Origin of the sequence: Alicyclobacillus sp. SO9 (assembly GCF_016406125.1) — a bacterium.
Lineage (GTDB): Bacteria > Bacillota > Bacilli > Alicyclobacillales > Alicyclobacillaceae > SO9.
Genome location: NZ_CP066339.1, coordinates 2,566,511 through 2,587,859 on the forward strand (window position 1 = coordinate 2,566,511; position 21,349 = coordinate 2,587,859).

General features: G+C 48.4%; 20 protein-coding genes. 11 read left to right on the forward strand and 9 right to left on the reverse strand.

All coding sequences use genetic code 11. The features are described 5' to 3' along the window. Positions 1-176 precede the first annotated feature (176 nt). Complete coding sequence (locus GI364_RS11835; RefSeq protein WP_198853751.1) at positions 177-728, reverse strand: DJ-1/PfpI family protein; 552 nt, start codon at positions 726-728, stop codon at positions 177-179. Positions 729-930: 202 nt separating this feature from the next. Here GI364_RS11835 and GI364_RS11840 point away from each other — a divergent pair, with 202 nt between their 5' ends. The 4 genes from GI364_RS11840 (at position 931) to GI364_RS11855 (ending at position 6,328) form a co-directional block, all read left to right on the forward strand. Continuing rightward, the gene (locus tag GI364_RS11840) at positions 931-1,422 is read left to right on the forward strand and encodes a MarR family winged helix-turn-helix transcriptional regulator (protein WP_198853752.1); all 492 of its coding nucleotides are present in this window, start codon (positions 931-933) and stop codon (positions 1,420-1,422) included. A gap of 171 nt (positions 1,423-1,593) precedes the next feature. Further along, positions 1,594-4,656, forward strand: a complete 3,063-nt coding sequence (locus GI364_RS11845) for an MMPL family transporter (protein WP_198853753.1) — start codon at positions 1,594-1,596, stop codon at positions 4,654-4,656. A 100-nt stretch (positions 4,657-4,756) separates the two neighbouring features. Next, on the forward strand, positions 4,757-5,614 hold the full coding sequence (locus GI364_RS11850) for a GNAT family N-acetyltransferase (RefSeq protein ID WP_198853754.1): 858 nt from the start codon (positions 4,757-4,759) through the stop codon (positions 5,612-5,614). Positions 5,615-5,776: 162 nt separating this feature from the next. Beyond that, positions 5,777-6,328, forward strand: coding sequence for a GNAT family N-acetyltransferase (locus GI364_RS11855; protein ID WP_198853755.1), 552 nt, complete (start codon positions 5,777-5,779; stop codon positions 6,326-6,328). 313 nt (positions 6,329-6,641) lie between these two features. Here the strand turns inward: GI364_RS11855 and GI364_RS11860 are convergent, their stop codons facing one another. Then, positions 6,642-7,178 carry a 2'-5' RNA ligase family protein gene (locus GI364_RS11860; RefSeq protein ID WP_198853756.1) on the reverse strand — a complete coding sequence of 179 codons (537 nt, stop codon included), beginning with the start codon at positions 7,176-7,178 and terminating at the stop codon, positions 6,642-6,644. 139 nt (positions 7,179-7,317) lie between these two features. Here GI364_RS11860 and GI364_RS11865 point away from each other — a divergent pair, with 139 nt between their 5' ends. After that, a complete protein-coding gene (locus tag GI364_RS11865; protein ID WP_198853757.1) occupies positions 7,318-7,554 on the forward strand; it encodes a hypothetical protein in 237 nt (78 codons plus the stop codon). On the opposite strand, the gene GI364_RS11870 is transcribed toward GI364_RS11865, so the two are convergent. Further along, the gene (locus GI364_RS11870) at positions 7,551-8,120 is read right to left on the reverse strand and encodes a GNAT family N-acetyltransferase (RefSeq protein ID WP_198853977.1); all 570 of its coding nucleotides are present in this window, start codon (positions 8,118-8,120) and stop codon (positions 7,551-7,553) included. The genes GI364_RS11865 and GI364_RS11870 overlap by 4 nt on opposite strands. Before the next feature lie 85 nt (positions 8,121-8,205). After that, entirely contained in the window at positions 8,206-9,246 is a 1,041-nt protein-coding gene (locus tag GI364_RS11875) for a serine hydrolase domain-containing protein (protein WP_233096116.1), read from the reverse strand. Positions 9,247-9,364: 118 nt separating this feature from the next. Between GI364_RS11875 and GI364_RS11880 the strand changes: the two genes are divergently transcribed. The 3 genes from GI364_RS11880 to GI364_RS11890 all read left to right on the forward strand — a co-directional run bounded on the left by GI364_RS11880 (position 9,365) and on the right by GI364_RS11890 (position 13,502). Continuing rightward, on the forward strand, positions 9,365-10,954 hold the full coding sequence (locus GI364_RS11880) for a spore germination protein (protein ID WP_198853759.1): 1,590 nt from the start codon (positions 9,365-9,367) through the stop codon (positions 10,952-10,954). Then, positions 10,951-12,159 (forward strand): Ger(x)C family spore germination protein, encoded by a 1,209-nt coding sequence (locus tag GI364_RS11885; RefSeq protein ID WP_198853760.1) that lies wholly within the window; start codon positions 10,951-10,953, stop codon positions 12,157-12,159. Before GI364_RS11880 ends, GI364_RS11885 begins: the two co-directional genes overlap by 4 nt. 239 nt (positions 12,160-12,398) lie before the next feature. Then, positions 12,399-13,502 (forward strand): GerAB/ArcD/ProY family transporter, encoded by a 1,104-nt coding sequence (locus tag GI364_RS11890; RefSeq protein ID WP_198853761.1) that lies wholly within the window; start codon positions 12,399-12,401, stop codon positions 13,500-13,502. Here GI364_RS11890 and GI364_RS11895 read toward each other — a convergent pair. From GI364_RS11895 to asnB, 5 genes are all read right to left on the reverse strand, one after another. After that, a complete protein-coding gene (locus tag GI364_RS11895) occupies positions 13,493-13,792 on the reverse strand; it encodes an iron-sulfur cluster assembly accessory protein (RefSeq protein ID WP_198853762.1) in 300 nt (99 codons plus the stop codon). The genes GI364_RS11890 and GI364_RS11895 overlap by 10 nt on opposite strands. A 56-nt stretch (positions 13,793-13,848) precedes the next feature. Continuing rightward, the gene (locus GI364_RS11900; RefSeq protein WP_198853763.1) at positions 13,849-14,487 is read right to left on the reverse strand and encodes an NUDIX hydrolase; all 639 of its coding nucleotides are present in this window, start codon (positions 14,485-14,487) and stop codon (positions 13,849-13,851) included. Between the two features lie 357 nt (positions 14,488-14,844). After that, the gene (locus GI364_RS11905) at positions 14,845-15,084 is read right to left on the reverse strand and encodes a ferredoxin family protein (RefSeq protein ID WP_198853764.1); all 240 of its coding nucleotides are present in this window, start codon (positions 15,082-15,084) and stop codon (positions 14,845-14,847) included. 162 nt (positions 15,085-15,246) lie between these two features. Further along, positions 15,247-16,647, reverse strand: a complete 1,401-nt coding sequence (locus GI364_RS11910) for a D-alanyl-D-alanine carboxypeptidase family protein (RefSeq protein ID WP_233096164.1) — start codon at positions 16,645-16,647, stop codon at positions 15,247-15,249. 106 nt (positions 16,648-16,753) lie between these two features. Then, positions 16,754-18,634 carry an asparagine synthase (glutamine-hydrolyzing) gene (gene asnB, locus GI364_RS11915; protein WP_198853765.1) on the reverse strand — a complete coding sequence of 627 codons (1,881 nt, stop codon included), beginning with the start codon at positions 18,632-18,634 and terminating at the stop codon, positions 16,754-16,756. 271 nt (positions 18,635-18,905) lie between these two features. Here asnB and GI364_RS11920 point away from each other — a divergent pair, with 271 nt between their 5' ends. The 3 genes from GI364_RS11920 to GI364_RS11930 are packed head-to-tail and all read left to right on the forward strand — an operon-like array spanning position 18,906 to position 21,285. Then, a complete protein-coding gene (locus GI364_RS11920; protein ID WP_198853766.1) occupies positions 18,906-19,454 on the forward strand; it encodes an FMN-binding protein in 549 nt (182 codons plus the stop codon). Positions 19,455-19,499: 45 nt separating this feature from the next. Then, positions 19,500-20,432: an FAD:protein FMN transferase gene (locus tag GI364_RS11925; RefSeq protein WP_198853767.1), complete on the forward strand. Its 933-nt coding sequence runs from the start codon at positions 19,500-19,502 to the stop codon at positions 20,430-20,432. Then, complete coding sequence (locus GI364_RS11930) at positions 20,416-21,285, forward strand: RnfABCDGE type electron transport complex subunit D (RefSeq protein ID WP_198853768.1); 870 nt, start codon at positions 20,416-20,418, stop codon at positions 21,283-21,285. The genes GI364_RS11925 and GI364_RS11930 overlap by 17 nt, the downstream gene beginning before the upstream one ends. The last annotated feature ends 64 nt before the right edge of the window (positions 21,286-21,349 follow it).

The window sequence follows — 21,349 nt, forward strand, 5'->3', positions numbered from 1 at the left end:
ATATCCCAAAAACCGGATGCGGCCCCAGCCGAACCACGATGATGTACGGGTACACGAACAGCAAGAAGGATAATTGAAAAGAGGGACGCATTTTGGAATTTTGATGAAAAGTTGGCGTCCCTCACGTTTATAACCAAGCCCTGTAGTGCAATTGACTTCAGGTCTTGTGTTGAAATTTAAGAGTTTAGAAGTTTAAGGAATTCACGCATAAAGCCAGGTAAATCAGGCCAGGCGTGTCCAGACACAAGGTTACCGTCAACGTGGAGCGTTTCATCAATGTACCTGGCGCCCATTAATTCTACGGAGGGTTTGCATGCAATGTAAGCAGTCATGCTCCTGCCTTGTAGTTTTGGCGCAACAGTCTCCAAAACCTGAGCCGCGTGGCAGATAGCGCCGACGGGTTTGTTTGTGTCGAAGAAGTGTCCAATAATCCTCGGAACATCCCTGTTCAGCCGTATATATTCCGGAGCGCGTCCGCCAGGAATAATCAGCGCATCAAACTCCTCTGGATTGACTTCTTCATAGGCTACATTGGCCTCTAATTGATAGCCTGGTTTCTCGGTATACGTATCCCAATCTTCGAAGTCGTGGACTACAGTGTGCAAAGTCTTTTTTGAAGGAGCGGCTATCACAGCAGAGATATTTTCTTCAAGCAGGCGATAGAAAGGATAATACACTTCCAGGGCTTCCACGGCATCTCCAGTAAGAATCAAGACCTTCTTTGGCAAGATGAACCCTCCTTTGAATATCTGCATACTCCTTAAGACGTGGATATGTCTGCCAGACAATCGTCATGGACAAAGATATTATGACACATATATCCGCTTCCTGCACATAGTGGACACAAGGCTGCGGTTAAGGTAGACGTTATACCACTAAATATCTTCCGCATAAAGATATTTAGTGGTATACTGCGTTCGGGTGAAGCGTATGACGAATGTAAAGAAACATCCCGGAAGGCCAAAAGCGGGTCAAGCAGAGACTTTACCATTAGGAACGGCCGACGCAAACCGCGATAACTCGAAACCCACTGCGGACGAATTGGCGGCGCAGTTGGACGACATTTTGCCGACCGTCGCGTCTAGGCTCTTGCACTTTATCCGTGTTGTGCCTGGAACGGAGATTACAAGAGTCCAAGAATTCCTGCTGCGTCACCTGCACGCGCAGGGCCCCTGTACGGCTTCAACGATTGGTTCGATGCTCGGCATTACGTCCGGACCCGTGACCAGTCTGACCAAAAGGCTCATAGAGAAAGGCTTGATTGCCCGTTATAACGATACCGAAGATGGCCGAATTCACTGGTTTCGGCTGACACCGAGTGGCGTTGAACTGGTACAGCAGGTGGCCAGTTACCGTCGAACCGAGTGGAAACGGTTGGTGGAAAAACTCGGGGAGACCGTACAGCCGAAGGCTTGGCTTTGATGAAGGATACCATGCGCAGCCTGAACGACTTAATGTAGGATTTACCAGAATCTCCGGATTTTATATTCGATTTTATCTTCAATATAAAGATAAATATAAAGATACAGATGTGAAGTGTGCAGCCGTCATCATCGTAGAGGCGTTGGCTGCAGTGTTGGAGCTTATTGTGGGATGAAAAGGAGTGTGGAAGTTTTGCTGTCCAGATATGCACACATTGTCAACAAGTTTAAGTGGCTCATTGTGATTCTGTGGATCGCTGTGGTAGCAGCCGCAGTACTATACCTGCCGAACCTGCAGACTGTGGTTTCCCGACAAAGTCAGACCTACCTTCCGAACAGTGCTGAGAGCGTCGTCGCAGGAAAGTTGGCTAACCAGATTGACACGAAGCACAAGTCACAGAGCACCGTCGTGGTTGCCATCCGGAATTCACATGGACTGACTAACCAAGATCGGGGTTATTTAGCCCAAAGAGTTCAAGACCTGCAGAACCAAGCGTCATCGTTCCATATTACCTACATGCAAGATGTGTCAAATTCGCCGAGCAGTGTCGCAAGCAAGTTCACCAGCAAGGACAACACAACTGAAATTGCCGTTATCGGGCTGTCTCAGGGCATTACAGACCCCACGATTAACCATACCTTGAAACACCTGTACGCGTCGTTTTCTAATGTACCTTCAGGCGCGAAAGTATATTTTACGGGGAACGTCCCTATCCAGGAAGATGCTCTTCACGGAAGCCTCGATGCTGCTCAAAAGACGGCAGTTGTTACTGTGATACTGGTCTTGACAATTCTGCTCATCGTTTTTCGTTCTCTGCTGGCACCCTTGCTCACGTTAATCGCCATTGGCCTCTCCTATGTTGTATCCTCAGGTCTCGTGGCCTGGGCAGCGCAGCACGGACTTCCTGTTTCAACCTTTACGCAGACCTTTCTAATTGCCATCTTGATGGGGGCTGGAACGGACTACACGATGATTATGATGAATCGATTTCGTGAAGAACTGACCCGTACCCATGACAATGAAGAAGCGCTGACCGCCGCTCTCAGGGGAATCTCCAAGACTGTGGTTTTTAGTGCCCTCACGGTCCTCATCTCCTTCGCTGTCTTGTACTTTGCCCACTTTGGATTGTACCGTTCGGCGGTAGGCATCTCCATTGGGATTTTCATCACACTTCTTAACTGCGTGACACTGGTTCCTGCAGTCATGAGTCTGATGGGGAGGGCGCTGTATTGGCCGCTGCAACCCAAACCGGGAAGCAGTCACCGCCCTTCGAGAATTTGGAACTGGACCAGCGGAGTTTCGATCAGACGACCGTGGACAGTCTTACTCATCCTGGCGGTCATCCTTGTCCCAGTAGGACTGCTTTTTTCCAACGTTCGGACGTTTAACCCCATGACGGATATTTCAAACTCGACTTCAGTCAAAGGATTCAACGTGGTGGCCAAGGCTTTTGGTCAGGGGCAGGTGATGCCAACGACGATTGTTGTGAAAACCACTGCCAATCTGCGGACTTCGAAGGGTATGGACAGTATTCAGCAAATCTCAAGGAATTTGGCCGCCGTCCCTGGTGTAAAAGAGGTGGATAGTGCGACTCAGCCTGTCGGTAAGGTGATACAGGGCTTTGAGTTGGCGTATCAAAACGATCAGGCGTCCAGTGGACTGAAACAGATATCCGGTGGTCTATCCAAGCTTTCATCACAGCTTTCGGGCAATCAGGGTCAAAACGGTGTGTCGCAAATTGGACAATTACAAAATGGGTCTTCAAAGGTCACTTCCGGGATCAACAGCCTCGCGAAGGGAGCTTCTGGACTAGCGACCAACAGCCAAAAACTAGGAACCGGTGCCCAAGGCCTGGCGAACGGCATTTCAAAAGTGCAGGCCGGCGTATCGTCGTTGTCGTCAGGGACATCACAACTCGCCGCAACAGATCAAAAACTCGCCGGCACCGCAGGGGCGTTGGCAAATGCCATTGCAGCCTGGGCAAAGCAGCACCCCGCGAGTACCCAATCGCCATCTTGGCAACAGATTCAGGGGCTTGCAAAAGGACTTAGTACAGGTACAAATGCATCTGCCGCAGCCAGTACCAAGCTGGCCGCCGGTGCTAAGCAGGCTGCACAAGGCATGGCAGGTTTGGAAACTGGCGCAAGTAAATTGGCAGGGGGCGCCACGCAGTTTTCGCAGGGTGCCAGTCAACTTGCGTCAGGCGCAAATCAATTAGCATCTGGCAGCAAGCAGGTAACGAACGGTATTGGGAAAATCAAAACGGCCACAGGCAGCGAAGTTTCAGGTCTCGGTCAGGCTGCTGCGGGCACTGCAAAGATGCAGTCGGGCCTGACTAAGGTGCAGCGCTTTCTGCATCAGTCGAGGGTTGCGAGCAATCCAGGTTTCTATATCCCGCAAAGTACTCTGAGCAGCAACAAGAGCCTTCAGCAGGCGATGAATTCGTACATCTCGACGGACGGTCACATCGCAAAGTTTACAGTCGTACTCAAAGACAACCCCTATTCCATGGCAGCCATACGCACGATGACGCCTTTGCGACAGGCAGTCCAAATGGCATTGGCTGCGAGCCCCGTGGGACATGGGACCGTGTACATCGGTGGAACAACTGGAACTCAGGCCAATATGAATCAGCTGTCGAGCCAGGATTTTGTTCGAACCATGAGCATTGTCTTTATCGCGATTTTCATTCTATTGGCGATTTTGTTGCAATCAGTTCTGACACCGCTTTTTACGCTGATGTCTCTGGCGGCCACGTACTTTGTGACTATGGGCATCATCCAAAATATCGCCATCCATATGCTGCATCAGCCCGGCGTCAACTGGGCGGTTCCGTTCTTCGCGTTTCTGCTGCTGGTTGCTTTAGGGGTGGACTACAGCATCTTCCTGACCTCGCGCTTTGACGAAGAATATCGTGCGGGCCGTGGACCAGTCAGCGCCATGCGCCATTCCATGCGTGCCATGGGGAATGTGGTCTTCTCTGCCGCCCTCATCATGGCAGGTACGTTTGGTTCGATGATTGCGACAGGCATGTCGACGCTGACGGAGATTGGCCTATCGGTCGTAATTGGCTTGTTTCTGTACACCCTGCTCATGCTTGGCTTCTACACGCCTGCTGTAATTGCCATCATTGGGCGTGCACACGCGTGGCCATTTGTTCGAACTGCAGAAGAAGACGATACCGACTCGTTGGGCGCAGGCACAGTCCGCAATACACCAGAGTTGGAAAACTGAACAGGTTGAATAATATGTTCGCACGGTGGTAGCGATTCAGGTGAGGAACCAGCCTGGGATGGGATGTGTGATTGATATGCAGGGTGGAGGGATAGGGCCTGTGTTACAGATGAGTTTAAGAGCTCAACGCCTCATTTCTTTAGCAGAGCGTACGTTACCAGATTCCAGACCCAATGTAGTGCTTCCTATTGACTTGTTCGTCGGCGGTTTATATGAGCGGACCGGAGTGTTGGGGGAGTTATTTTTAAATGCTGATTTCGATTTGAGTAAGCTGGAACTGCAACGGCACAGACAAGCATCGGATGAGGATACAGTCTCAATGCTCCCGTTTAACTTGCCCGTATCGCAAAAGGTTGTGTCGCTAGTAAGAAGAGCCGACGAACTTCGAGAGTCATACCGTCAAACTGTTATTACAGAAGGGGATATTTGTAGCGGACTCCTTGAATTGGACGAAATTGTGTCTTTGCTTGAGTATTCGACGACAGGCATGACGAAGGAAGAAGTATTACACACTGTTTGTTCACCCAGAGACATGGTGGTACACCTTCGAGGATTTACAGAGAAGGATTCACGTCTGGGAAATACAGTCATACGCCGCGCACAACCCGCGGACTCAAAAGCACTCTTCGAGTTTGTAAGTCAGGAATTTGGAGAACGGTGGGTGAAACAGGTCTCGTATGGGTTGCGTCAAACGACTGTTCCTATATTTATAGCTATCGACAGTCGAGTGAGAGGATTTGCCTGTTACGACGTTGTTCGAGGGAAGAAAGGAACGTTTGGACCTATGGGGACATCTATAGAGTCTCGACAAAGCGGTATTGGACGAGCATTGCTGTTGCGCAGTCTAGCCGAAATGCAAAAGCTCGGCTATGATTATGCCGTCATCAAAAATGCCGGTCCCATTGAGTTCTATGAAATGACATGTGGTGCTGTTGTTGTGCCAAAGTTGCATCTGTGAAAGGTGACGCTGGAGGGGGCTTTCAGGCACCAAAGCAGGTACTCCGAGACGCATTCAAAACCAACTAGAGAAGTTTCTGTGAAATGGTAATATGTATGAGATAGACATTCCGGATTTTGTGCGGTGAAACGATAGCTCAAATTCAAGAGGGGGGGAGAGCTTATGACTTTATCGGACGTTTCCAAACCGGGTGTTGCTACACCCAGAACGGAGACGGCAGAATCGCAACAGCCATGCGTCACGCCACCCGTCAAACTGCGTCATTTAGCTTTACCCGGCGACGTTGAGACTGCTGCTTCCTGGTATGCAAATCCAGAGGTGCTCTACTTTTCTGAAGGCGCTAAGGTGCCGCCGTTTTCCAAGCACCGGATTGAAAACATGTACAGGTGGCTGTCTGAGAAGGGAACAGTCTATATCATTGAGGTCTTCGAGGGGAAGTGGGTCCCGGTTGGCGATGCTGCTCTCTGTAAGGACTTAATACCCATTGTGATTGGTGACAATAGATACCGGAATCGCGGCATTGGCAGTCGGGTGCTAGAACTGCTGATTGAGGACGCGATAACGCTTGGTTGGAATACACTCATTGCACATAAGGTGTTTTCCTATAACACTCCATCTATTAAACTTTTTGAGAAATACGGATTTATAAGGACGTTCGTTGGCGTCGACGAAAATGGAGAAATGTTCTTTCGCTATGAAAAGTCTTTGCACTGATTCGCGATTTTGTGAACATCCAAGCTTCGTTTGATTACGGCATCTGATATTCATGTCTCCTTTATGATGCATGAAATGAGTTGAAAGAAGGAAGAGGGATCGCTAAGGGGATTTGACCACTGGTACATGTTCAGCATTTGAGGAACCAGGAAGTTGGCGTCAAGGATAATCTTGATAACGTCCGATAATATATATTATGTTAACAAAACCCATAAAAAACTAATGCTCAAAGTCTCCGTTAAACTCGAGTAAATTGTCATGTCTGTCTGCGATTCATCTGTTTACCATCGGTTGTCATCTCTATTCCGCTGTCTTAGCCTAATAATGGGACTCTAAACGCAGCCGTTGATTTGTGATGTTCATCAATGTGTTCAACCACAACTTCACGGACTGTCGTTGTAAACGTTTCATCCCAAGCTGCAGTATTCCTTAAAGCGCCGCTAAATGTGAGCTCATCCTCAATTCGTCCGATGGTTAAATGCGGTGTATATGTATACCTGCGATTTAAGTGCTCCGCCAGGATGCCTGTATATAATTCGTCATGCAGTGCTATAATCTGGTCGTTACCAGTTTTTACGTTGAGGAACAAGTACACTTCATCGGCGCCTGAGACTCCGCGCAGCATGATGTGAAACGGTTTTTGTTTGGATGTGCACTGTATGACATGGCGCTTCAGGTTTTCATCCGTAATACTATTTTTAAAAGGAAAAACCAAAGTAATATGCGGCGAAATGAGATTGGCAAGCGGGTCGTACTGTTTTCGGAACAGATGAATGCTATGTAGATTTGCAAAATATGGAAATATATGAATTGCAGTATCCACTTCCCCAGTTCCTTTCGAATTCATCATGATTTGCCGTGCTATTCAGGTGCTACCAGGTCGATCGTTTTGTGAGAGACTTAGATCCGTCTAGTCTAGTATCGTAACATTTCTCAACGCTATCGCAGTATCCTCAATCTCCAACGAGTTCGGTAACGAGGAGGACATCATGCTAAGCAAGCGGCACTATCGAAAATCGAAGCTGCGAACAAAGCGCTTTCGCAGACACGGTGCAGGAATGCTGATGGGATTGGCGCTCACCTTCGGCGGTGTGCATCCTGATGCACTCAAAGCGCTGCAACAGACAGTTCAAGGGGAAGTGATGGACCCCGAGAAGCGGGTTGATGAGTCAGGTGACGGTCACAGACTCGGCATACATCTACCTAAGGACTTCCAGTCACACTAGCGCTTGGCGCCGATCATCCTCTGTGTATCCCATCTGCCCATCACTACCGTATTGTGGTAGTCACCGTCGGAAAGCAACTTGTCGTTTATCAGTGTTCCTTCCCTAACAAATCCAGCGTGCTCATATAAGGCAATCGCTCGTATGTTCGTCTCCAGAACAGTTAGTGTCATTTTCCGGATCCCGTTCGTGTCAGCCCATGCTACACACCGATTCAGAAGATTCGTGCCGATTCCATATCCCCAGAATGGTCTTAGTACTGCCACGCCAAACTCCACTTTATGGGCGAATCGCTGTAAATAGTTCCCTTCGCATCTCGAAAAGCCTATAAGACGTTCACGAGTGCTGGCAACCAAGAATAGATTTCGTGATTTATCTGTATCGGTCTGAATGACCTTCTTAAACCTCTGGGCGTCCATAAAGTCTTCTCCGGATTCTCTGTCCAGGTTCTCCGTTTCTCCGTCAACCTGCAACCGAAGTGCAGACAGCGCTGGAGCATCCTTCTCTTCTGCAGATCGAATCACGTAGCTAAGGTCCCGCACAACAAACTCATTCTTTTCAATTCTCAGTTGCGTCACCTCTTCGTATTAAAGTGTGTGAAACACATGAAACAGGCTGGTCTCGTAACAGACAGGCGCTTCCTTGGATAAAGGCCTATTTAAAAGAGCGCGCCACCGTATCCCCGAAACTGCGAACGTCCGACAGATAGTCATATCCAGGTGGAGACCCCCACCTGTTAAACATGCGAACGGCCACCGTGTCATACTTCGGGATGACCAGCAACGTGACCGTTGAGTAGCCGAGAATTTGGTACGATCCCGCAGGTACGACATCTCCGATTTCATGCTGCCGTGCCGGGTGTGCTTTCACAAACCAGAGAAACCCGTTTTGAGGTAACTCACGGTTTTTGAGTGCTGGGCTTTGAAGGGATGTGGCTGTATGAATAATTCGTCCTGGCACGGCATTCTTTTCGCCAATGTCTCCCCCTTTCATATGAAGATATCCCCAATAAGCTAAGTCCTGGGCTGAGACATACATGTTGGATTTATCGCCGGCAATGCTTTCAGCATCAGACCACCCTCCCTCATCCGTCTTTCCCAAGACACTCACTAAATTGTCTGTGGGTTGGTTGTACCACCCTGTTTGCTCAAGTTTCATCGGTTCAAAGACCTCTTGGGAGAGGATCTGTGCCACCGTTTTACCGGAGGTTTTACGGACGATGTTGCACAGCATGTCAATGCCAATGCCTCGGTAAGCCCAACTTTCACCTGCCGGAAACTCTCGCTGCGCCTCCCCGTGGTTCATTCTGAGGCCATGGGTGTGCGTCAACAAATGCCTGATGGTTGTATCGCGCAAGAGCTTTCGGTCATAGGTTTCCAGATAATCCGATACCAGGTCATCAATTGATGATATGTATCCGTGATAAAGAGAGTAGCTAACTGCAAATCCAATGTAGCTCTTACGTACGGATGCTACATGAAACTGGGTATCCTCTTGAATTGGCCTTGAGTTGGGTTCACTCGATTGATACCCGAAGTATTCTTCTCGAACAACTTTGTCCTGGTGGATAATGAGTACAGCCGCACCAGACGCATTTATCGCAGATTGTGTGGCTTGAACATGTTTCACAGTTGCTTCGAATTGCTTGCTTTTCTCCCGTGGTAAATAGACCGTCCTCACCTCCACATGTTTCACACTCATTGAGTCTCCAGTATTGTACCACGAAGGAATCCTGACCCAAGGGCAAAGTTGCATAGATTTTCCTGATTGGTTGCAAAATATAGCCAGACGTCATGTGGGGAGAGAATAGACCGTGAATATCTTTGGACATCCGTCTCGTGGGCGTACGGGACAGGCCCCATCATCGCAATCTCAGAACTCCGTTCAGACTGCAAAGACACCATTCCCGATACCGCCGAGAATCGACAAATTTAAGGAGGAACTGCTTGCACACTGGACAGACTGCGATGACTTTCGAACAAACGTTTTGGAATTGAACAATGGGAGTGAATACATCGTTGTCACGTGGTTGACGACGCTCGTGGACCGTCAACTCATTTCAAATGCAGTGTTCGAACCCATTACACAGTTTCTCTCGGCGTATGGCCGTGGACGTCCTGGCATAGATGAAGTCGAGAGGCGGCTGACAGTCCCCTCCGATCACCTTGCCAAAACAATGGAAGAAATACACCAAGCCATTAGCGAAGGCAAAGCGGTCATTTATGTTCATGGGCATAAGAATGCTCTGATGACCGATGTATCTCAAGTCCGCGGTCGTAATGTGGATGTTTCCCAAGGAGAGCCTGCCATTCAGGGACCACAAGCTGCGTTTATTGAACAACTAGACGTTAACATTGCACAAGTACGGCGGATTGTGCGAGACGCTCGGCTCAAGATTAAATCATACCGTTACGGGGCCGTCACGCATACAAAGGTTTCCTTGTTGTACGTGGATGGCGTCACGAACAAGAACTACATTACCGAAACTCAAAGGCGTTTAGAAAACGTGAAGACGGATTCTGTGATTGATTCGAACCATATTCGGGAACTCATCCGTGACAGTGTATGGAGTCCTTTCCCTTTAATTGAAACCTCGGAACGACCTGATAAAATTGCCGCGGCCCTGTCCGAAGGGCGGATTGTGCTCATTGTGGACGGAAGTCCCAATGCACTCATCATGCCGGTCGTTTTGTCTTCCCTGCTTACGGCTTCCGAAGACTACTACGGTCTGTTCGTCATTGCCATGCCGATACGTATTTTGCGGCACATTATGTTTTGGACCTCTATTCTGCTTCCAAGTCTGTACGTGTCCCTCCTCACGTTTAATCAAGACCTTGTCCCTACGCCTCTTCTAATCAACCTAGAGGCACAGCACGAGGGAATTCCTTTCCCAACTCTGCTTGAAGCGCTCATCATGCAGTTTTCATTTGAGGCGTTGCGAGAAGCCGGTGTCCGGCTGCCACGTGCTGTAGGTCAGTCTGTCAGTATTGTCGGCGCTCTGATTATCGGTGAAGCAGCGGTGACCGCAGGATTGGTTTCACCGGGAATGGTCATCGTTGTAGCCGCTACAGGTGTTGCGTCGTTCACACTCCCGGATTACAGCTTGGTCAATGCTGTTCGTGTCATACAATTTGTGTTTCTCCTGTGTGCAGGTTTTCTAGGTTTGTTTGGTGTCATGATTCTTGGTATTCTCCTGGTCTTGCATCTGTTGTCATTAAGGTCTTTAGCTGTACCCTACCTTGCACCTGTGGCACCGGGACAGCCTCAAGACTTCAAAGACGTTATTTTCAGGACCCCATTTTGGAACATGAAGACACGTCCTTCAATATATGCGCCTGAGGACAGGGTCCGGAGCCGTTCAGAAAACCCTATCAGTCATGCAAGAAGCCGGAAAAAGCCATGAAAGTGGGACGTGTGCTTGTCAGAAAATACAGTAGCATGCTGGTGCTCCTGATTACTGTCATTGTATCGCTGGGACTTTCGGGATGCTTTGATGCGACCGAAGTGGAAAATTTGAATGTCGTAGCAGGCATTGGAGTGGATTTGCTGGAGACAAACAAAGTGCGTGTGACGCTTGAGGTATTTCGTCCAATCAAGTCCGGACAGAGTTCAACCGCGGAAACGGACAAAAGGCAGTCGTTCATCGTCTCCTCAACGGGAGATACGATTGAGGATGCGTTGTCCGTGTTGACGACCAGGTCTCCACGAAGACTGTACTACCCGCATAATGTTTTGTTCATATTTGGAAAAAGCTACGCTGAAAACGGCTTAGACCGCGCCTTTGATTACCTTGAGCGAGACCGGGCATATCGTCGAAACAGTCTTCTTCTGATTGCAGATAACACGGCCGCCGAAGTGTTGAAGGCCCGGTTCTTGAACCCACAGGTGACATCCCTTGGAATTCGTCAGTTGCTTGACATGATGAATTATGTATCAGAGGCATACAACACTGAACAATTGACGTTCTTGCGTCAGTATCTTGAGCCGGCTCACACTTCATCTGCTTGTGTGCTGGGTCTGAATGCCATGCGCATGCCCCAAGTTAGGGGATTGGGGTTGGTGAAAAAAGGGAAATTGGTCACCGTCTCTAAGGGTGCTGAACTGAAGGGATTGTTGTGGATGCTCGGTGAAACCAGGCAAGTTCCCATTACTGTTTCACTCAAAGGCGGTCATGCCTCTCATGAGAAGAGTACTGTTCGCTTATTAAGCACCTATCGCAACATACGTTGGAATACCTCCTCCCGGCTCCCGTCCGTTGATATTACAGTCACAGGAAGGGCCGAGGTCGATCACGTTGGAGGTTGCACAACTCTTACGCCAACTGTCATGCGGATGCTGGAAACCGCTGTTGACGATTATATGAAACGCCACATGACGGTCTCCATGGCCGCGATGCAATCAGAAGGCATCGATGGAGCTCAACTCGCAACCAGCTTGCACAGGGTTAAGCCTCGGATGTGGAGAAGATATGCGTCTACTTGGGATACGGTGTATCCCGCTATCCCTGTTACCTTTCATGTTCATGTGAGTATACTCAAAACTGGACTTGCTGGTAGACCACCGGTTGGAGCCTATTCTACACATGGCTCCTTGCCGCCAAATAAGTAGGTGCCTCGACATGATTTGGGTGTTTGTGATGTATTTGGCTGGACAAGTTTTATTTTTTGTCGTCGAAAAGACGAGGCCTGAGAAAAAAGAGTGGATTGTGGTCGGGTGTTTGTGGTTCATATCGTTTGCACTTTGTGTGACAATTCGATTTCATTTGTGGCCTCAAGTCGAGCCCCTGGGATGGCTGAAAATGCTCTTTGAGCCCCCTACTAATTGGCTTATGAAAAGGGTGTAAATCAATGAAAACACAGGTTTCGCGAACCCAATTTCGGTATCTTATGTTATGGCTGATTATGGGCACAGGCATCCTGACCATGCCTTTGGCAATTGCAAATTTCACGGTTCATGACGGATGGATTGCCTCGCTGCTCTTTATTCTGGGTACAGGAGCGGCAGCACTTATTGTCAAGGTGTTTACCAATTATTTTCCGTCCCAAAGCTTGACGGAGGCATTGATTGAATCATTTGGCCCCTGGCTAGGACGCGTCTTCGGTTTATGGCTCCTTTTTTGGCTGCTGAATCAAGCAGCTTTGATGGCCAGGCAGTTTCTCGTATTTGCAGGAATTACAATTCTGCCAAAGACACCGGAGCCGTTGATTGCTGGCGTATTTTTTATCCCCATCGCGTACGCCGTTTTTTCAGGGATGGAAGTGATTGCGCGCTTCGCACAGTTTGTCACCCCATTATCCTTTCTCGTAGTGCTTTTTATTACTGGGTTGATTGTTCCGACAATGCATCCGGATATGTTATTACCGATCCTTGGCGATGGCTGGAGCCCGGTATTTCGGGCCGCCATACAGCCAACTGTTGCATTTGCGTTGCAGTTGGTCACCGCACTGGAACTTGTACCGCATTTGAAGCAGCCGGAAAAAGCCGCAATGGATATTGTGTGGATTGGTATCGTCATTACGCTTTTCCTGGCCATGATTGAGGTACTGATTATCTCGGTTTTGGGACTGACAGCCAACTACCTTCAGTATCCAATTCTTGAAGTGGTGCGCGGCATACGAATTGGGAGATTTATTCAGCGTTTTGATACCTTGTACGTACTCGGAATCATTTCTGTGATTTTTCTCAAGGTGTCTCTTTATCAGTACTGTTTTACTTCTTCCCTCAAGACCTTCACAAATGCTCCTTCACTGCGGAATTTGACCCTCGGGTCAGTGGCGGTCACCGGCGCAGCGTCGTTGTACCTGTGGCGTGACAGTGTCGAACTCTCCCACTACATGCTGTTTGTGACGCCAGCCTACTTTGGGATGACTTTAACCGTTCTGCCCCTTGGAGCAGTCTTGGCGAAACAAGTAAGAAATCGCGTTCGAAACTCGATTCGGGGTTATTCATGATGGTGATGACTTGAATTTGGGTTCACGATGCTCCATTCGTCCTTATCCGGATTGTAGTCAACCTCGATGTTCCGAAGGAACTTTTCGTTTTTCTCCAAAAGAACCTCTACCCCCGTATTGGTCGTCACAAGCTCATCCGTCTCCTTTTGGTAATCGAGCCCCAATCCGTAGTGTGCGTGATCTCCATGGGCGTGTCCGACAAATACTCTGAACTTCAGTTGCTTGTCGTCTTCATTTTCAAGAATTTCTTTCAGCTTGGTTGTCGCCGCTTCACTCATTTTGCATTCCATATGACAGTCTCCTCCAATTGGTTTCGCGTCTGCGTGTTTTAGGGGCTGTGAACCTGTCACCGCAGGAGGTCGAGAAAGTGAGTCAGGACCTTGGCGGTTAAGCCCCACACAACAAAATCATCGAATTGATAAAAGTATTGTACCTGTGTATCCGTTCGAAAGGGATAAGCCCGTCCGTTCGGAATCAGGTGGAACGGAAAATCTTCGGGAAACTCAGGTTGTAAGTGAACGCGATACATGTCCGGCTCATGTTCGAGTAGAGTCTGCAAGGGAACCGACAGAATGTTCGCAACCTCTTTGGGATTAGGTCGAAGAATTGCGTCATCTGGGAGAAAACCCACATACGGATACACGAGCAGGCCAGAAGATGCCGGGAAGATGTCCAGTGAACCAAGCACTCGTATGGTGTCTTGGTTTATACCCAGTTCCTCGCCCGTTTCACGCACAGCCGCATGTAATTGACTCCGGTCTGTCGCTTCGACATGTCCTCCGGGGAAAGAGATTTCTCCGGGCTGACGGCGAAGGCTAAACGACCTTCGCTCAAACAATACATGCAGCACTCCTTGTTGTTGCTTCAGGGCGACCAGAACAGCAGTCTCAACAGCTCGATGATAGCCTAAAAAGCCGGCATTTCGGTTTCTTAAAACATCAGAAATACCCGAGACTGTGTACCTGGCAGTGCTTTCGTTCCTCATGATTCACCTCGTTAGCTGCTTCAGTTCGGTGTTGCTAACCGGGATATGTACAGAAACTCTATCTGCATAGTACTCCAGAGACACTACAGGTGCCAAGTTTTCGCAATTTCGAGCTAAACAGATAACATGTCTTGCACCACAGATACCAGAACTAGAAAACTGGGACGGCTGTAAGAGCCATCCCGCAATTTAAGAAAACTGGGACGGCTGTAAAAGCCCATCCCGCAATTCAAGAAAACTGGGATGGCCGTAAAAGCCCATCCCGCAATTCAAGAAAACTGGGATGGCCGTAAAAGCCCATCCCGCAATTCAAGAAAACCCTGGCGTGTCGGTCAGTTGCGCTGGTGACCGGACTGCCTATGTCTCCTCAAAAAAATCCCTGTTCTTTGCAATCCACTCTTCTTCCTCTTCCGGTACGAATTCCTCCTGGAAGATGGCAGACACAGGACACACTGGTTCACACGCACCGCAGTCGATGCAGACATCGGGATTGATGAGATAGGTGTCTCCGCCGTCTTGAATGGCATCGACAGGACATACTTCCACGCAGTCTGCAGCCTTTTCGCCAATACATGGTGACGTGATAATAAAGGCCACTTTTGGTCCTCCCTTCTACCGCACTCTGTCACGGTCCGCAGGTTTGGGATGCTCTCTGCCTGCTTGAGTTAATTGTTGCAAATACTAAAAAAGACTGCCTTGACCAGCGTCAAGTTACAGTCTCTTTCTGTTTTTCCATCTCGTGTTTTCAACAACAATTCGCTAACGGCGGTAATACTGGCCCCACGACCGCTCCGAGTACCGAGCACTATATTTGCGCTTGCGTCGACGTCGACTGCGTCTTATAAAGGCGAGAATGACCAGCGCACCTGCAACACTTGCAATGACCCATCTCCACCAGTGAAAGTGGAAGTTCCATGCATTGCGAGGGTAGTGTGTTTTTGGGATGGAGTGTGGCGGCAGGACAAGGGGATCGGATGCAACGACAGAACCGCCTTTCAAAAACTCCAACTTCCCAATTTGACCAGTGCTCGGGTCTGCACTACCGATATGAGGATTGAAGACTAACTTCTTTGACGAGTAGAGGGATTGATTTTTTAACACCGTCGCCATCATTGTTTTACCGGCAAGGACAGGCAACTGTTTCCCCGTTTTGGAAAGACTTAAATGACTGACTACAGTTCCCTTTTTTACAATGTCAACTGTTTTGTAATTTTTAAAGGCGTAATTCAACAAATTCGTTGCGTCACTGTCAATCTCCCGGTTCAACGGAGCGTCCAGTAATACCGTTAAAAAAGTCTGATTACCACGCGTTGCCGCAACAGCCAACGTTTCGTGGGCAACACTTGTGTACCCTGTTTTCACTCCAATAGCACCTGGATAGGAGAAAAGCATAGAGTTGATGTTTACGAGGTTTCGGTGCCATTTTTCTCCGTTCCACTGAAAATGACGCGTGCGAACGATCTTCCTGAACAAAGGCTCCTGCATCGCTGCACGGGTTATTACGGCCATATCGTAGGCAGTGGTAACGTGACGGGGATTCGGTAATCCACTGGGATTGACAAAGTGAGTGTGATTGGCACCAAGTGAATGCGCCTCTTGGTTCATGAGTTTCGCAAAGCCGGGAATGCTTCCTCCATAGTTCTGTGCGATAACCACCGCGGCATCATTGGCGGAATTCAGCAACATTCCGTAAAGTAATTTCTGAAGCGGTTCTTGTTCCCCGGGCACGAGGTACAACTTATCAGGGGGTTGCTCTGTCGCCAGTTTGCTGGCTGTTAATTCATCAGTGAGATGCCCTTTTTGCATGGCAATCAGAGCAGTCATTATTTTCGTCAGGCTTGCTGGGTAATGAGTCACCTGCGGATTTTTTGCATAAACAATCGTTCCAGTTGTTAAGTCCATGACCACAGCTGCTTGGGAAACAATGTGTGGAGGATGAGGCGCTTTCGTGGCAATCATGGGGACGCCGTTCTTCAGTGTCTGATTGACCACCACAGACTGATGAAACGAATTGGACTGTACAGATGTCGGTTTAGTCGTCACATCTGCATAATTTGGAGAGCACAACAGGGACAGGCTCAATAGTCCTGACCCTGCTGCAAGCGCACCCCATCGCATCGCCTTATTTCGAATTTTCCATGTATGAGTTCGTCTCGTCATCAAGCTGGTGTCTCCTTCGTTCGAGTCGGAACTATTATATATCCTGAATCTGTTTATGACGAGGGATGAATCTTCCTAATTTTCGACGAAATATCAGATTTTCTACCTAATTTACGACGGATGTCCTCTCCTTTGATTCCTTCAGGGATGTCATGAAGGTTTCATACCACACAATAAATACAAAAATGGTCCAGATTTTTCTTGAATAGTCTCCTTTTCCTGCAAGATGTAAATCAAACAGTTTTTTTGCGTAACGTTTGTCCAGGACCTGTCCTGCGGATTGCGAGTCCAGTGTGCTGCCGATGTAGTCTTTGAGGGTGTTTGAAATCCAATAGCTTGTTGGAGTTGCGAATCCGAGTTTCTTACGATCAAACACATTTGGCGGCAATTTGCTTTGAAAGGCTTGGCGTAAAATCCATTTGGTTGTTCCGCCAGCAATCCGGTAATGGGCCGGAATCTTGCTTGCTTGGGCAAAAACTTCTTTGTCCAAAAACGGTACACGCAACTCCAGTGAATGGGCCATGGTTGTCTTATCAGCCTTCATCAGAATATCCCCGGGCAGCCATGTGTTCATATCGACATACTGCATGCGCGTAATGTCATCCTGAAATTTGGTATGTTCATACAAAGCCTGCACACGCTCGAATGAGTCTGCAAATTGTGCAGCACCAGGCACGATGTTTCGCTTGTCTGCTTCTGAGAAAATCTTTGCGTTGCCAAGGAAACGCTGTGGCAACGGAGTGGCCGCACGAAGTAAGAAGTTTCGACCCTTCATTCCTTCGGGAATCAATCCAGCCATGGTTTGCAAACTCTGGCGCACGCCTGCAGGCATGCGATTAAATGCCTCCAAAGATACGGGCTCATGATAGATGGGATAGCCGCCGAACAGTTCGTCCGCGCCCTCCCCCGACAACAATACTTTCACGTAATTTCTCGCGTACTTACTGACAAAGTACAACCCAAGTGCACTTGGGTCTGCGATGGGTTCGTCAAGATGGAATACAAACCGTTCCATTTCGTTCATGATGTCGCGAGCGTCGACAGTCACTGTATGATGTTTTGTACCGAGCCATCTAGCCGTATGCGCGGCCATGTCCCACTCGTTCTGCGTCCCGCCTTCGAACCCAACAGTGAATGTATGTAATTCCTTCTGTCTGTCGGCAAGCAAAGATGCAATAATCGACGAATCAATTCCGCCCGACAAGAGAGAACCCACGGGTACATCAGCAATGCTGTGATGTTCTACGGAATCTTCTAGGGCTCTTTGGATACCGTCGATGCCTTCACCGGCTGTTATACTCTCATCTGAATCGAACATTGGATCAAAGTACCGTTCAACCTTGGCTTTTCCCTGTTCAAACTTCAGGTATGATCCCGGAGGTATTTTGTAGATCCCGTCAAATAATGAATCGGGATCGGGTACGTATTGATAAGTGAGAAAATCCCACAGAGATTGAGAACTAATGGATGGCGCTGAGTCTCTCCCCTTGAGAAGACCTTTGATTTCCGACGCGAAAGAAATATTGCCTGCGGTTTCCGAATAGTAGAGTGGTTTAATGCCGAAGTAGTCACGGATGAGATACAAGATATCCTCTCTTTCATCGTAGATGGCGATAGCAAACATACCGCGCAGTCTCTTGATAAAAGAAATTCCGTGCTCTTCATATAAATGAGAAATGACCTCGCCGTCCGCCTCAGAGTGAAGGGCGTGGCCGTATTGCAACAATTCTATGCGTAGAGACTGATAATTATAAATTTCTCCGTTGAAGACGACGTGAACGTTATGCGCTTCGTTGTGGAAGGGCTGATGTCCAGCGTTGATGTCGATGATGGAAAGCCTGCGAAAAGCCATGCCAAAACAGCCGTTGATATACCAACCGGCCTCATCAGGTCCCCGGTGGATGATCTCCTGACTCATGGCTTCCAACCTGTCTACTTGAACAGGACGGCTCTTGTCTATGTTCAAAATTCCTACAAATCCGCACACTGGAAACGCTCCTTCTATGGTTGTTAGTGTCTATTCAACGAAAAATATTTCAAAAAAGACTCAATGCGATACTACATCTCCAGCCCGGTTTCGTCCATGTACCAGCACATGCATCGGATTATAGTGAAAATGATGGTCTATTGAAAAATGAAAGGAACTCTAAAGTGATTTGATCTTCATTTGATGATTGCTTGGTACTTATAGTGGCATTAGGCCTTCCGTGTTGCGAAGGCAAATCAACAGACAAACCGGGTAAGGGGGTTCGAACTGAATGGCCGCACGAATGAATCCGCGTCTGGCGACGTTGTGCGCAGTTGCCGTAGGTGCAGTATACGCAACTGGATACTACGTTACACAACCAACCGCACATCAACTCAATCCGGGTGTCGAGACGACCTCCAGAGCGCCCTCCAGCGCACCTGCAGCAAAAGCGGGTTCAAGTTCAAGTACAAACACGAATCAAAGCACGGCAAAAGGTTCTTCATCTGCAAATGGACAAACTTCAAGTAAAGGGTCAACCCCTTCAGCAAAGTCGAGCAGTTCAGCACAAACCAAATATAAGGATGGAACTTACCAGGCAACAGGCACCAATGCATACGGTACGGTCGGCGTGGCGTTAAGCATCAAACAGGGTAAAATCACGTCTGTTAGAATCACACAGTGCACCACACATTATCCGGAATCCGTGATTAACCCGATTCTGCCAAATGAAGTGAAGGCAGATCAAACATGGAGGATTCAAATTGTTTCCGGTGCTACGGCCAGTACCTATGATTTTGCGGAAGCCGTTTATAAAGCACTCAAGCAAGCCAAAAAATAAGCGTGTAGATGCAAATTTGGGTTTTCACCGTTTGGAGTTGCTGTCATGAGACACAGAGTCGAATCAGAACTTTGCATGGGAACGACTGTAACAATCCATGTTGTTTCGTCCGAAACTGATTCTATAGTAGCGAGGTACATCGATTCAGCTTTTGCGCTCTTCCGCGAAGTCGAACAACAATGCAGCCGATTCGACCCGGATAGCCCTCTCCGCCAACTCTCACATACTGTGGGAAAACCAGTTCAAGTTCCAGAACACCTGTTTAATGCAGTTAACTTTGCAGTGGCTATGGCAGCCATTACTGACGGCGTCTTTACCCCAACCATTGGACGCAACATGGAGGAGCACGGGTTTAACAGGAATTATATCACAGGCGAGACAGTTTCGTGGACAGGTCTTGTGAATACTGATGCAAATTATCAAGACATTATTTTAAACGAGGAACAACGGACCATTACCCTAATGCGGCCTTTACTTCTCGATGTAGGCGCTGTGGCAAAGGGATTGGCAGTTGACTTGGCAGCTCGGACCTTGATGAACTTCCCCGGGTTTTCCATTGACGCTGGCGGAGATGTGTTTGTCCACGGCGTGGACGAGGACGAGAAGCCGTGGCGTCTGGGAATTAAACACCCGTTGCATCCTGACGACTCTATTTGCAGCTTACATGCCATCAATGACGCGGCAGTTTGTACGTCTGGCAGTTACTATCGGATTAGTCCGAGTAATCCTCGGGTGCATCATCTATTGAATCCAATGAAGAACAGGGATGACAAAGGGCCAGAGACCGTAAGTTGTACGGTTATTGCCCCGTATGCAATGATGGCAGACGCATTTTCGACTGCCGCTTTCCTTCTCGGCAAAGGACAAGGCATTGACTTATTGGAACAAAACGGTCTGAACGGGCTTATTATCACATCAGGTCTTGAGACGTATTTGACAGATAAAATGGAGGATTTCATTTATGAGTTCTACAAGTGAGAGCCTTTGGAGACAAAGCTCAATAAGGAAATATCTGAAAAAGCCCAAGGGTCTTGTCATGCTTGTTCTCACGGTGCTTACATTATTTTCGCTTTTGAACCCGCATCAACACCACGGATTTCTAAATGCAGTTTATGCAGTGGGCACGGGAGTACTGTTCGACCTAGCTGTGTCTCTGTTCCAGCGTCCATTTCGATTAATATCTGACGGAGGTATCATCACAGGCCTCATAGTGGCAGATATTCTGAGTTCGACGAGTCCGGCGTATGCGGTCATTGCCACAACGGCAATTGCCCTGCTTTCGAAACATGTTCTCAGAATAAAACGCAAACCAATTCTCAACCCAGCAGCATTCGGATTACTTTTGTCGGCCATGATCTTTCCTACCGGACAGAGTTGGTGGGGTAGTCTTGCGCTGATGCCGGCTCTGTTCATTGTTTTGTTGGTTGGCGGCGGACTGTGGGTTGCAGTCAGGGTAAACAAGTTGCCTGAGGTGTTTGCATTTCTCGGGACTTACTTTGTGCTGCTGCTGGTCATGGGAATGTTTCATCTGGGACTCTCTTCAGACACACCGGGAGATGCCTTGAGAACACCGTTTATCAACTCAGCCTTGTTCTTGGCGTTCTTTATGTTGACTGACCCTCCTACGTCGCCGGCCAAATATGGACACCAGGTCGTCTTTGGTATCGTTGCAGCGGCTATCAGTACATTGGTGTTTGCAATACATGGCGGGCTCACCTACCTGTACATCGGATTGCTTCTCGGGAATGTGTGGAAAGCATGGAAGAGTCGCAGTCCCAAAAAGGTGAAGTCGAAAACTCAGTCGTTCCGAGTGCCAAGCAAATACTACTAACCCCTTTCTGTTCTGTCACTGCAACTTGTCTGCTGTAACGTGCTTCCCGTGTAAAATGGTTCGG